This window comes from bacterium (assembly GCA_023230585.1).
Lineage (GTDB): Bacteria > Ratteibacteria > UBA8468 > B48-G9 > JAFGKM01 > JALNXB01.
Map to the genome: position 1 here is coordinate 1 of JALNXB010000053.1, position 13,095 is coordinate 13,095.

Sequence of the window (13,095 nt, forward strand, 5' to 3'; positions counted from 1 at the left end):
AAAAGGAATGGGGGTAAACAATAGTGTATAGGATAAAAACGAGGATTGCCGCAGTCACACAAAGCGTTCCTTCGCAACGACAAAAAGCGTCGGTTAGCACCTCGTAATTCGTTCATAGACACATACTTTTTTACTGAAAGAAAAGACAAAAAAATAATAAGGATAAATACGAGGGTTGCCACGTCGCAATTCCTATGAAAACTATGGAATAAAACGCTCCTCGCAATGCCATAAAACGGCAGATAAAAACATAAAAGAAAGGCGTATGGGGTGTATCTACTCACTCTGGTACTACGGTGCATACACCTTCCCTTATTTTGCCTTCTCCCCTTGAGGGAGAAGGATCAAGGATAAGGGGGGTCTTTATGCCGACTAAGAGCAAAAGAATAGCAGAGGGATAAAATAGGAGACTCCCTCTATATGTCATTACGGACTTGATCCGGAATCTCGCTTTTCCTACTACTGTTAAGTGGATTAAGTTAGAGATCCTGAAACAAATTCAGGAAGACAAAATGGTGCGTTAGGATGGAATGGTGGGCAGGTAGAAGGCAGAGCCCCTCATTACTCGCAACGCCACAAAACGGTAATAAAAGAGGTGTAATTATAATGTTGTATAGAGAATTCGGCAAAACTGGTATAAAAATGTCGGTACTTGGTTTTGGAGCAATGAGGTTACCGACAGAAGAAAAAAACGGGGTCTCCACAATGGATACCGAAGAATCTATTAAAATTATTTTGAAAGGTTTTAAGTTAGGAATAAATTATATAGATACTGCTTTCATTTATGGAGATAGCGAGGTTGTTGTAGGTAAAGCATTAAAACAATGGAAAGATAGAGTATATCTTTCAACAAAAACCTTTGTTGGCAATTTTGAAAAGAGAGGCGATTATAGAAGGCGACTTGAAGAGCAACTAAAACGACTTGATGTGTCTTGTATAGATTTTTATCATTTTCATAGTATTAGTTACAATGATTTTGAAGAAAAAATTAAAAGATTGAAACTTATTAAAGAAGCAGAAAAAGCCCAAAGGGAAAACCTTATAAAACATATATCTTTTTCTACCCACGATAAACCAGAAGGAATAAAGAAAATTATTGAAGAAGGAGAAGTTTTTACTTCTATGTTGTGTCAATATAATCTTCTTGATAGAGTTAACGAGGGTATTATGAAATTTGCCTCAGAAAAAGGGTTGGCTGTGGTAGTAATGGGACCTGTTGGGGGAGGGCGGTTGACACACTCTGAACTTCTTATGAAAGAGGTTGGCGGAAAATGTAGCACAACCCCTGAACTGGCTTTAAGGTTTGTCTTTTCAAATCCATATGTAACTACTGTTATATCTGGTATGAGTAATCTTGATATGGTAGAGGAGAATGTAAGTGTTGCAAGTATTAAAAAACCTCTTACTAACCAAGAGTTAACATCTCTTAATAGGTTTATAGAAAAACGTAAAACTAAAGAAGAGATTCCTTGCACAGGGTGTAATTATTGTTTGCCTTGCCCTAAAGGGGTTACAATACCTTATATTTTTCAACTTATGAACTATGCCAAGGTGTATGGTTTAAAAGAACTTGCTATATCTCGATATAGCAATATAAAATCAACTGAAGAGGTAGAGAGAGAAAAAGCTGACGCTTGTGTAGAATGTGGGCAATGTGAAGAAAAATGTCCTCAAAAGATTGATATAATAAGTCAATTGAAAAAAATTCATAAAACTTTAAACTAATCTTTTTGTTTTTTTGTTCATTATTGCAAATTCTTGCGGTTTGCATTAATTTATTTACTTATAAGGAGAAAAATGGCTGATATATCTTTAACTCAAAAAATTAAAAGTTTTTCAATAAATGAAGGAGCCAGTCTTGTTGGTATTGCCTCAGTGTCAAGATGGGATAAAGCACCTATACAACATAGTCCTGTTGGTATTTTTCCTAAAGCTAAATCTGTTATAGTTTGTGGGATGCATATTCCAGACGCATGCGTGGAACTTGGAGCAGAAGATGACGTTAGGATATCTGGGCTTGCTTTTGTGCAAGGCAGCGCTACTCTTACGCTTGACCATCTGGCTTTTAAAATAGCAAGATTTATAGAGGAACTTGGGTGGAAGACTGTGCCGGTGCCAGCTACAGCGTTATGGAATTATAGGGTTCAACCTGGTGCTGAGCGTGGTTGGATGGCAGATATGTGCCATTATTATGCTGCGGCTTGCGCTGGACTGGGAGAGATAGGGTGGAATAACCTGTGTATTACTCCGCAATATGGAACACGTCAAAGATTTATAAGTATTATTACTGAAGCTGAACTTGTACCTGACCCTCTATATTCAGGAGACCCTCTTTGTGATAAATGTCTTCTTTGTGCAAAGAATTGTCCTACAGGAGCATTTGATAAAGAAGTTGATGGTGAATGTGTAATAGAGATTGAGGATAAAAAATATACTTTTCCCAAAAGAAATCTCTGGAGATGCGGGATAGGTGAAAACTTTCAATTAGATGTATTACAGGAGTGGCCAGAAAAGATAGATGAAAAGGTTATCGTTGAAGCTGCAGAGAAAGCTGTTAAAGAACATCCAGAATGGATTTTTGGATGGAAGATGGGGCAATGTTTTAAATGGTGTGTCAACCCTCAACGAAGGTATTTTGATAGAACATACTGTAAGTCTCCCAGAAGAAGAAGAGATTTTGAGATAGATAACAGTCCTGAGAATATAGATACAGTTACCAGAGAAGTTATGGCTTTAGCTTTTGAAAAAGGGGCTGATTATTTTGCAACTGTCAACCTTGATGATTTAAAAGAAAAAGGTATTGATGTCTCTAAAGAACTTCCCGATGCACAGGGAGCAATTATTTTGGGATTCCACTCTATTGCAAATCTTGTAACCAATTCAACTTTATGGACTAATGCACTTCTTGTTACTAACTTGATGGAAAAATATGGCTACTCTACCGTTACCCGTTCAAGTTTTAACCCTGAAGAAGTAGCTCAAGCTTGTGGGGTTGTAGCGCCTCTGGGAAAAGATGATTTAGATGGAAACGTTAGCAAGAAGTTTGAACTTGTTATTACATCTTGTCCCCTTGTTACAAATATAAAGCCTTTTGAGGATATAAGGGTTATATCTCATAAAAAGACTCAAGAAGAGATGTCTCAAATGATAAAAAACGCACTATGTTCAGCTGGGATGGATATGGTGGGTATTGCCGGGGCTGATGTTTTTGATGATATAGTGTATCAGGTTAACAACCTTTATAAAGAAGAAAATCAAGACTATTTTATTATCAGAAACAAGCCGTTAGAGTTAAGAAAAGGTGTGTGGGGTGGTCAAGCAATGCCTTACAATCCAGAAATTGTTAAAAGAGGAAAATTATTGAAAAAATCTTCTGAATATCTTCCTAATGCAAAAAGTATAATAGTTGCTGGAATGAAAACGCTTGATGGGGTGGTTGAAAATGTAGGTAAAGGTGCAGGAAAAAAGGCAGCACATTACCAGTATGCAATACACGATATAAGTCATGCTGAGATGAGAAAAATGTTGCAAAAGACTGCTAAACTTATCTCCGCTTTGGGGTATAAAGTTGCTTTTATCTCTTCTGCTGATACAGATTCTCACTTTTTGACTGCTAACCGTTTTGCTGCAGTTGCATCTGGGCTTGGAGAAATTGGATGGAACGGGCAGGTTCTTACTCCACAGTATGGTCCTAAACAGATTTTTGTTGCACTTGTTACAGATGCGCCTCTTGTTTCTGATGAATTATATAAAGGTGCACAGCTCTGCCAAAGGTGTTATAGGTGCGCTAAAGTGTGCCCTTCACAGGCAATTTCTCTGGAAGAAGAGATATCTGTGTCTGTTAACGGTAAAACTTTTAGTTGGGGAAAGAATGACCAACTCAGGTGTGATTGGGCGTGCAGATATGGTTTTATGAAAGAAGCAGGTCCTGGTTTTATCGGTTCTCAGACAGATTTTCCAGTTCCTGAAAAAATAACTCAAGAAATTGTAAGTGAAGCAATGATTAATTCTGACAGGTTGCAGAGACCATATTATAAAACTATTGTAGAGAAATGTTTTATTGAATGTCCTGCTGGCAAAAACAATAAGAGTGAGTATTAAAACTCCCATTCTTGTTCTTGTAGATTAAATTGTTCAGCAAGCCATTTGTAGGCAATTATTATGGACTCTTCTGTTGGTTGATGACCTGAGTTATGGTCGAAAAAACCTATTTTATTTTTTGCTCCATATATCCTATAAACCTTTTTCGCTTCGTTTATATACTGCCAACTGGCTGGTCTGTCGGCTTGACCGCCTATGAGTAGAAAAGAAGAAGGGGCATTTAAAGCAAGAAGTTGGTGATGTGCGAAGGAGAAATTTTTTTCAAAGATTTTGTCTCCGTAATACCAAGGGGCGTCCCAGTTGGTAAATTTCCATCCAATCCCAAAATCTGAGCCAATGATAGCTTTAATTCTTTTGTCCAATGCGCCTGCACAAAAAGCCATTTTGCCTCCTAATGATTGACCTATGATAAGAACCCTCTCTTTATCAATATCTTGTTGGCTTAAAAGTAAATCTGTTGCAAGCTTTGTGTCCCATATTAGTTTACCTATACCAGTCCAGTTAGGGTTATCTGTTAACAATTTTTTTGCTCCTGCTTTCCACCAAGCAAACCCTTCGTTGTTTTTAGGTTCAGGCACAATGTTAAACGGAAACGCTTCAGTGCAAACAACTACATACCCTTGTTGTACAAGGTGTTTACCAAATTGGACATTTCGTCTCTTAAAAATAGGTGTGTGTTCTGTTAAATTGTATCCAGCCATCTCGTCGGGGTGGTAATAAGGAACTATGGCACAAGGTTTTGGTGAAAAAGGTGTTTTTTTTGGTTCCATAAGAAGAAGCAGTTGCTCTGTCTCTGATCCTGTAGATTGTTTGTAAACTGTTCCTTTATAGTGAGGTTGCTCAAATTCTTCAATCTTTTCTACTTTTTTATCAAAATTGGTAAAAGACGGTTTTCCCAGAAGTTTTGACCAGTTTAATAATAACCTTTCTTTTAATATGTTCCAGTTTTGAAGATTTTCTTCCATATTTTCTGGAAACAATGGTTGAATATCTTCTTTTTCACCTAAATTTTTATATGCTGGCTTAGATAGTTTTTCAGAATATTTTTTTCCCATTTTCTTATTCCTCTTTACTCAAATATTTTTCCCTTTACCCTACAGGTTACGGTCAAGACTGCGGTATTGGATAGCTTCAGCAAGGTGATGAGGTTTTATGGTATCAGAGTTTTCCATATCGGCTATTGTTCGGGCAACCTTACGTATCTTGTCATAAGCTCTTGCCGAAAGATAAAGAGCATCGAGAGCTCCTCTAACAAGCATTCTACATTCATCGTTAAGTGCACAATGTTTTTTTAACTGTGAAGAGTTCATATGTCCATTAAAGAATACGTCAGTGCCTTCAAAACGTTTCTGCTGTGCTTTTCTTGCTGTTTCCACTCTTTTTCTTATAGATTTTGAATCTTCTTCTTCTACTTCTTTCATTAAAAGGTGGGGAGGTAAACTTGCGACGTCTACCTGTATATCAATTCTGTCGAGCAGGGGACCGGATATTTTTCTTCTATATTTAAGCATCTGACCAAGCGTGCAACGACATTGTCTGGCGTTATCTCCGTACCATCCACAAGGGCAGGGGTTCATAGAACCTACAAGCAAAAATCTGCTTGGAAATGTTAATCTTCCCTTTGCGCGGGATATACTTACTTTACCGTCTTCGAGGGGTTGTCTTAACACTTCAAGAACATCTCTATGAAATTCTGGTAGTTCGTCAAGGAAAAGTACTCCATTATGCGCTAAACTAACTTCGCCTGGTTTTGGAATACTTCCTCCTCCAATTAGAGCAATATTTGATATTGTGTGATGAGGGCTTCTATAAGGTCTTTGGGTAATAAGGCCTTCTCCAGGAAGTGTTCCAGCAATACTATGTATTTTTGTAATCTCAAGAGCTTCTACTAAGGTTAAGGAAGGAAGTATTGATGGGATTCTTGTGGCAAGCATAGTTTTTCCTGAACCTGGTGAACCAACCATAAGTACGTTATGTCCGCCTGTAACAGCAACTTCGAGAGCTCTCTTTGTATATGCTTGCCCTTTTACGTCCTTGAAATCTAAACCTTTACTTTGGTTAGAGGCAAAAAGTTCTTTTATATCGCTGGTTGAAGGTTGTATTTCAGTGTTTTTGGTAAGGAATGATACACATTCTCTAAGGCTACTTACAGGGTAAACTTCTATTCCCTCGATAAGAGAGGCTTCCGAACCATTCTCTTTTGGTACTACTATTTTTTTGGTGGTTGTTTTGGATAGTTCTACTGCCATAGGTAGGATTCCTTTAACAGGTCTTAAGGAACCGTCAAGAGCCAGTTCTCCAACAAAATAAAAGTCATCAGCAACATCAGGAGGTAGAATTTTTGAAGCAATAAGTATTCCTATGGCTGTTGGTAAATCAAAATAAGGTCCTTCTTTTTTTGTGTCGGCAGGAGCAAGGTTTATTACAAGTTTTCTGTTTGAAGGAAATTTAAATCCAGAATTTTCTATAGCAGGTTTGATTCTATCTCTACTTTCTTTTACTGCTTGGTCAGGCAACCCAACAACAGATATAGCAGGATAACCGTAACTAATATCTACCTCTACATCTATGGGGAATCCGTCAATACCCCATACAGTTAAAGATTTTACTTTAGCCAGCATATTTTCTTTTGTACCTCCTGTTTCTCAAAACAGTTGTAAGAGTAATAAAATTATAACATTGAAAGGGATTAAAGAAAAATATTAAGATGAATTAATAAAAAAAGAACCCCTTCTCTCCTATGAGGAGAGGAAGATTCAGAGTAGATATCTCGCTTTTATTACTCTTGTTACGTGGATTAGGTTAGAGATCCTGAAACAAGTTCAGAATGGCATTCCCAATGATATGCCTTCTACCCTTGGGGGAGAAGGGCAGGGATGAGGGGGGTAGTTAGCAGGTTAAGAAAAAACGAAAGACTTAATGATAAAGGATGAGGTTACCCTTGTATGTCATTCCGGGCTTGAGCCGGAATCTCGTTTTTACCGCTACTCTATAGAGTGTTATTTAAGAAGGGAAAGAATCTTTATATAGTTTTAACCTCTGGCTGACTGAATTATAAAGGTTGGTTTTTGCGGTTAACATAGCGTTCTCAATAGTCATAGAAGAGGGCGTAATGCTTGTGAAAAGAATCTTTTGAAGATTCTTTTTGTAGACGGCATCTTCTACCTTACCAGCAAACGCAAATGTTAATTTGTTATGTTTTTCTGTAAGTTTAAATACTTTTGATAAGGATTTACCAAAAAATGTCTGTTTATCTATCTTGCCTTCACCTGTTAAAATAAGGTCGGAGGTTTTTAAGATGTTTTCAAAACCTCCCATTTGCATTATTGTATCAATGCCAGATACAACTGTGACATCAAGAAACGAAGCAAGCCCAGCAACAATACCTCCTGCTGCTCCTGCGCCGGGTATAGATGAAACATTTCTTTGTGAAAATTGCTCCATTTTTTCTGCACAGTTGCGAAGTCCTGAATCAAGAAGTTGTACCATTCTTTTATCAGCTCCCTTTTGAGGAGCGTAAATAAAAGCTGCTCCATCTTTTCCGTATAAAGGATTCTCAACATCCGATAAGATAGTTATTTTACATTTAAGTATTTCTGGTAAGATAGATGTGGTATCTATTTTAGTTATTTCAGAAAGATCTTCGCCTGTGCCCGGGTAAATAAGAGTTCCGTTTTTTTTATAAAATTTAACTCCAAGTGCTATTAAAGCTCCAACACCTGCATCGGTTGTGGCACTTCCACCAACTCCAAGAAAAATGTTTCTGTTACCAGCAGTAGCAGATTTCTTTAAGAGTTCGCCAACACCGTATGTAGTTGTTTTAAGCGGGTTCTGTTCTTCTTTTTTTATTAAAGTCAAACCAGCCGTTTGGGCTAATTCTATATATGTAACATCATCTTTTTGTAGCCATTTTGCAGGAATCTTTCTCATTAAAGGGTCTGAGATTTGTGAGGTTTTCATTGTTCCACCAAGGAGTTTGTATATAACCTCGATACTTCCTTCACCACCGTCAGCAAGAGGGAATTCAGTTATTTTTGAGTTGGGGAAAACGTTGGAGGTAGCTTTTGCCATTATATGTGTAGTCTCTATATTTGTAAGGCTACCTTTAAACGAAGCCGAAGCGATAAGAATTATAGGTTGTTCCATTTGTGAAGAGTATTATATCGTACTATGTTCTTTTATACAATTTTTATTATTGTATACTTTTTAAATAACCTTTATAATTATGTATATGAAAGAAGAAGGTAATAAAATAAATAAGGAGAAGAGTATGAATGGTCCTGATATGAGAAAAGAAGATGTGCTCAAACTTGCTAAAGAGAGAAATGTAAAATTTATAAGGTTATGGTTTGCTGATATAACAGGTCAAATGAAAGGGTTTACCATAACAATTGATGAACTGGAGCACGCTCTTGAAGATGGAATGGGTTTTGATGGTTCATCAATAAAAGGGTTTGCAAGGATAGATGAATCTGATATGATTGCTCTTGCTGATCCTTCAACTTTCACTATTCTTCCTTATAGACCTCAAGATAAAGCTGTTGCTGGAATGTTGTGTGATGTTCTTAATACAAATAGAACTCCTTATGAAGGGGATTCCAGATATGTTTTGAAAAGGCAAGTTGATAAATTAAAAAAACTTGGATATACGTATTACGTTGGACCTGAACTTGAATTTTTTATTTTTAAGGATGAAAAATCCACCCAAACTCTTGATGAAGGCGGTTATTTTGATATTACAACCCTCGATGCAGGTAACGAAGTAAGAAGAGAGACGATACTTGTTCTTAAAGAGATAGGGGTTGATGTGGAGTATTCTCACCACGAAGGAGCACCTTCACAACACGAGATAGACCTAAGGTATTCTGAAGGGTTGATTATGGCGGATAAGGTTATGGTCTCTCGTATGGTTCTTAAAGAGATTGCCCAATTAAAAGGGCTATATGCAAGTTTTATGCCAAAACCTATTTTTGGTGTGAATGGTTCTGGTATGCACGTACACCAATCAATATTTAAAGGTGAGAAGAACCTATTCTTTGATAAAAGTGATGAGTTTAACCTATCAGAAGAAGGCAAATGTTATATTTCTGGTATTTTAAAACATTCAAGAGAGATTACTCTTGTTTGTAACCAATGGATAAATTCTTATAAACGGCTCGTGCCTGGATATGAAGCCCCAGTATATATATGTTGGGCAAGAAGAAACAGAAGTTCCCTTGTGAGGGTTCCTATGTATCAACCCGGTAAGGAAAAATCTACTCGCGTAGAGTTTAGGTCTCCTGACCCTGCTTGCAATCCGTATTTAGCTTTTGCTTGTACGGTGGCTGCTGGAATGAAAGGCGTTGAGGAAAAATATCCTCTAAGAGAACCTTTAGAAAGAGATGTGTATCACCTCACATTTGATGAGATGAATGAACTTGGAGTAGAGTGTTTACCGGGGAGTCTTAGTGAAGCAATAGATGTTGCCGAATCAAGCGATTTGCTCAAAGAGGTTTTGGGACCACATGTTTTTAAGAATCTTATAAGGTCAAAAAAAGTTGAATGGGATGAATATCGTAAACAGGTTCACGATTACGAGTTAAAAACCTATCTACCTTTGTTATAATAAAGGTTTTATGAAATTGCTCGAATGTGGTAAAATAATTATGCTTAAACTTTATAAATAGGAGAATATTAATTATGAAAGAATGTAATAATTTTAAAGAAATGAAAGATTTTATGAAGCATAATTTTCGGCATTTCAATTCTGCTGTATTGGTAGATGCATCTGAAGCATATATAAAGCATCTTGAAAATGGCGGTAAAATGATGATTACCCTGGCAGGAGCTATGAGTACTGCAGAGTTAGGCATTACATTGGCAGAGATGATTAGGCGTGGCAAGGTTGACGCTATTACTTGTACAGGGGCTAACCTTGAAGAAGACCTATTTAATCTTGTGGCTCACGATTATTATGTAAGAGTGCCTAATTACAGAGATTTTTCTCCTGCAGATGAAGCTGCACTTCTTGCTAAAAATTTAAATAGAGTTACTGATACCTGTATTCCTGAAGACGAAGCTATGAGACGTCTTGAAAAAGGGTTACTAAATTTTTGGCAGAAAGCAGAAGAAGAAAATAAAAGATATTTTCCGTACGAGTTTATGTATCAACTTATTAGTAGTGGTAATCTTAAAGAATATTATCAGATAGATGTTAAAAATTCTTGGGTTATTGCTGCTTGTGAAAAGAATATACCTATATTTGTTCCGGGATGGGAAGATTCAACTATGGGGAATATGTTTGTTTCTCAGGTAAGAAAAGGGAACCTGAAAAATATATCGACTGTAAAATCAGGGTTAGAAACAATGAACTTCTTGATAGATTGGTACTTAGATAACTCCAAAGAAGATAGTATAGGTTTTTTTCAGATTGGTGGCGGAATTTCAGGAGATTTTCCTATATGTGTAGTTCCCCTTATAAGACAAGACCTTGAAGATGAAACCTGTAGGTTGTGGGGGTATTTTTGCCAGATATCAGATAGTACCACTTCTTTTGGTTCTTATAGCGGGGCTGTTCCTAATGAAAAAATTACCTGGGAAAAACTTGGCGTAGATACCCCAAAATTTATAATTGAAAGCGATGCAACAATAGTTGCACCTCTTATATTTGCTTATATACTTGCAGATTGAGTCCCTATTCTCTATGGTACTATTGTGCAGACACACGCCTCTCTACATTCCGTCTTTGCAATAAACGAAGCAATTCCCTGAGGCTTGCGAAGTAATCCCCGGGGGGTTGCAGTAAAGGAGGGAAAATAATGGATGAAAAAACAATAAATGAAGGAAAAGGGCTTGCGTGGCTTTCATATTTAGGGCTTCTATTATTAGTTCCGCTTATGGTAAATAAAGATAATGGGTATTCAAAATTCCATATTAAACAGGGCATAGTTCTTATGGTCTGTAATATGTTTTCTTCTTTCCTCTTTTTTATTTTTAGCTGGATACCATTTGTCGGCTGGTTTATTATTGCCAGTATATGGCTTTTTCTTCTTATCCTCTCAATTATGGGGATTGTAGGTGCTTTAACTGGAAAAACAGAACCTCTTCCCGTTATAGGGCAGTTTGCAGAAAAGATAAAACTATAGTCTAATTTGATCTGCTAAGCAAAACAGATTTTAATGAGGGGTAGGGTTGCTAAAAGGAAAATTTGACAAGTTAAGGGTGGTAAATGTGAGAAATATTATAATAAACTACCCCTGAATTAGGTATACGAAGGGATATTAAAGTGGACGAAAATAATAAAGGAAGTTTTTGTGCAGGGTGGGGACAAGCAGATATAACCCCTGATAAACCTATATTTATTTCAGGTCAGTTTCACGCAAGGGTTTCAGAAGGAGTTCAGGATCCCGTTACTGCAACTGCCTTAATACTGGGGGCTGAAAGGGCTGGTTCTTTTAACTATGCGATAATGGTAAGTTGTGACCTTATTACCATCACCAAAGAACTAAGAGATGAAGTTTACAGAAGTATAAAATCGAGTATTCCCGAAATTGACGCCAGCAGGATATCCATTGGAGCCACTCATACGCATTCTGCCCCTGAAGTAAGAAATATATCGTATGGTATGGATATACCAGATTTTAGCGAGGAATATGGAATATCTGATAATGGAACAGGCCGGAAAGAAAAGAATAAAAATTTATTGTCTTATCTTGGGGTTGATGTGATGTTCCCTGTGGAATATGTTAGGTTTGCAGGGAAAAAAATATCACAAGCAATCTGCGACGCTTGGAATGGCAGAAAACCGTTGGGTATGGCTTATGGGCTTGGACACGCTGTTGTTGGGCGAAACAGAAGGCTCTCTTATAGGGATGGAACAAGTGCAATGTATGGAAAAGCAAACGTTCCTGAATTCAGCCACGTGGAAGGGTATGAAGACCATTCTGTTTACGCTATGATGACCTATGATATAAACGGTAAACTTATCGGTATTATAGTAAATATAGCTTGCCCTTCTCAGGTTAGTGAGAATAGTTATGTGATAAGTGCAGATTTCTGGCACGAAACAAGAGAAGAACTTAGAAGACGGTTTGGTAAAGAGATATATATAATGGCACAATGTGGACCAGCCGGGGACCAGTCCCCTCACCTGCTAATAGGAAAAAGGGCAGAGGAACGTATGTGGCGTTTAAAAGGCAGGAAGGAAGGTGAGAATGCTTCACGGTAAGAAATATCTCAAAAAATAGCTAACGCTATAGAAGAGATAATGTCTTATGTAGAAAAAGATATTGATTGGGATCCTGTCTTTGAATATACCCTTAAAATTTTTCAAATAACTCGTAGAAGGATATCAGAGAAAGATGTTGAAGACGCTATAAAAGCTTCCCTTAAAAATAAAGAAAAATTAAATAGGCTTGTTGAAGAGTTAAAGATGAACCCAGAAATTACAAAGAAGCCAAGGTGGTACACTGAAATAACACGCTCTTACAGGCTGATGTTATGGGGAGAGAGAGTAAAGGAGAGGTTTGAAATAGAGAAAAAAAGCCCGGGTATGCCTGTAGAAATACACGTTTTAAGGGTGGGTGAGACGGCATTTGCAACCAATACTTTTGAACTTTATCTTGATTATGGTGTTCGTATTAGGGAATTAAGCAGGGCTACACAGACCTTTCTTATACAGAAAGCTTGTTGTACCGGAACATACCTTCCGAGCCAGCGCTCAATTGCCTGCGGAGGGTATGGTTCTGACCCGGCAAGTACCGATATAGGTCCTGAAGGCGGAGATGAACTTGTTGAGTGGACTGTTGATACAATCAACAAGATGTTTGAATAATAGAGAATTATAACAAAGAGAAAAATATGGCTCCAATTTTCGGTGGCTTGCAGAAACTAAAAAATCTTCCGGAAGAAGTGACATTTAGGTTCAACACCTTTCTTTTCAAAATACTTTTGGTGGTAGTTTTCTGCTTTCCAAAATTTAGATATAGGTAAAACTTTTGTTGCAACATCGTATCC

At 37.3% G+C, this 13,095-nt stretch carries 11 protein-coding genes; 7 read left to right on the forward strand and 4 right to left on the reverse strand.

Annotated features, from left to right (window positions below):
- The first annotated feature begins 606 nt into the window (after nt 1-606).
- Nucleotides 607-1,725: an aldo/keto reductase gene (locus M0P98_07745; protein MCK9266746.1), complete on the forward strand. Its 1,119-nt coding sequence runs from the start codon at nt 607-609 to the stop codon at nt 1,723-1,725.
- A gap of 72 nt (nt 1,726-1,797) precedes the next feature.
- Nucleotides 1,798-4,101 (forward strand): hypothetical protein, encoded by a 2,304-nt coding sequence (locus tag M0P98_07750; GenBank protein MCK9266747.1) that lies wholly within the window; start codon nt 1,798-1,800, stop codon nt 4,099-4,101.
- Here the strand turns inward: M0P98_07750 and M0P98_07755 are convergent.
- From M0P98_07755 to M0P98_07765, 3 genes are all read right to left on the reverse strand, one after another.
- The gene (locus M0P98_07755; GenBank protein ID MCK9266748.1) at nt 4,098-5,156 is read right to left on the reverse strand and encodes an acetylxylan esterase; all 1,059 of its coding nucleotides are present in this window, start codon (nt 5,154-5,156) and stop codon (nt 4,098-4,100) included. The two genes, M0P98_07750 and M0P98_07755, sit on opposite strands and share 4 nt — an antisense overlap.
- Before the next feature lie 39 nt (nt 5,157-5,195).
- On the reverse strand, nt 5,196-6,722 hold the full coding sequence (locus tag M0P98_07760; protein MCK9266749.1) for a YifB family Mg chelatase-like AAA ATPase: 1,527 nt from the start codon (nt 6,720-6,722) through the stop codon (nt 5,196-5,198).
- Nucleotides 6,723-7,104: 382 nt separating this feature from the next.
- Nucleotides 7,105-8,247, reverse strand: coding sequence for a glycerate kinase (locus M0P98_07765; protein MCK9266750.1), 1,143 nt, complete (start codon nt 8,245-8,247; stop codon nt 7,105-7,107).
- Nucleotides 8,248-8,371: 124 nt separating this feature from the next.
- On the opposite strand from M0P98_07765, the gene M0P98_07770 reads away from it, so the two are divergent.
- The 5 genes from M0P98_07770 to M0P98_07790 all read left to right on the forward strand — a co-directional run bounded on the left by M0P98_07770 (nt 8,372) and on the right by M0P98_07790 (nt 12,913).
- Complete coding sequence (locus M0P98_07770; GenBank protein MCK9266751.1) at nt 8,372-9,706, forward strand: glutamine synthetase family protein; 1,335 nt, start codon at nt 8,372-8,374, stop codon at nt 9,704-9,706.
- 74 nt (nt 9,707-9,780) lie between these two features.
- Nucleotides 9,781-10,770: a deoxyhypusine synthase family protein gene (locus M0P98_07775; GenBank protein ID MCK9266752.1), complete on the forward strand. Its 990-nt coding sequence runs from the start codon at nt 9,781-9,783 to the stop codon at nt 10,768-10,770.
- Between the two features lie 128 nt (nt 10,771-10,898).
- Nucleotides 10,899-11,225, forward strand: a complete 327-nt coding sequence (locus M0P98_07780) for a hypothetical protein (protein ID MCK9266753.1) — start codon at nt 10,899-10,901, stop codon at nt 11,223-11,225.
- Between the two features lie 140 nt (nt 11,226-11,365).
- Nucleotides 11,366-12,307: a hypothetical protein gene (locus M0P98_07785; GenBank protein ID MCK9266754.1), complete on the forward strand. Its 942-nt coding sequence runs from the start codon at nt 11,366-11,368 to the stop codon at nt 12,305-12,307.
- A 39-nt stretch (nt 12,308-12,346) separates the two neighbouring features.
- The gene (locus tag M0P98_07790; protein ID MCK9266755.1) at nt 12,347-12,913 is read left to right on the forward strand and encodes a hypothetical protein; all 567 of its coding nucleotides are present in this window, start codon (nt 12,347-12,349) and stop codon (nt 12,911-12,913) included.
- Between the two features lie 56 nt (nt 12,914-12,969).
- On the opposite strand, the gene M0P98_07795 is transcribed toward M0P98_07790, so the two are convergent.
- A complete protein-coding gene (locus tag M0P98_07795; GenBank protein ID MCK9266756.1) occupies nt 12,970-13,065 on the reverse strand; it encodes a hypothetical protein in 96 nt (31 codons plus the stop codon).
- Nucleotides 13,066-13,095: the final 30 nt, after the last annotated feature.

Coding starts and splice junctions, on each gene's coding strand:
- M0P98_07760 (MCK9266749.1), bottom strand. CDS start 6,722: ATGCTGGCTAAAGTAAAATCTTTAACTGTATGGGGTATTGACGGATTC.
- M0P98_07775 (MCK9266752.1), top strand. CDS start 9,781: ATGAAAGAATGTAATAATTTTAAAGAAATGAAAGATTTTATGAAGCAT.
- M0P98_07765 (MCK9266750.1), bottom strand. CDS start 8,247: ATGGAACAACCTATAATTCTTATCGCTTCGGCTTCGTTTAAAGGTAGC.
- M0P98_07770 (MCK9266751.1), top strand. CDS start 8,372: ATGAATGGTCCTGATATGAGAAAAGAAGATGTGCTCAAACTTGCTAAA.
- M0P98_07745 (MCK9266746.1), top strand. CDS start 607: ATGTTGTATAGAGAATTCGGCAAAACTGGTATAAAAATGTCGGTACTT.
- M0P98_07780 (MCK9266753.1), top strand. CDS start 10,899: ATGGATGAAAAAACAATAAATGAAGGAAAAGGGCTTGCGTGGCTTTCA.
- M0P98_07790 (MCK9266755.1), top strand. CDS start 12,347: ATGTCTTATGTAGAAAAAGATATTGATTGGGATCCTGTCTTTGAATAT.
- M0P98_07755 (MCK9266748.1), bottom strand. CDS start 5,156: ATGGGAAAAAAATATTCTGAAAAACTATCTAAGCCAGCATATAAAAAT.
- M0P98_07750 (MCK9266747.1), top strand. CDS start 1,798: ATGGCTGATATATCTTTAACTCAAAAAATTAAAAGTTTTTCAATAAAT.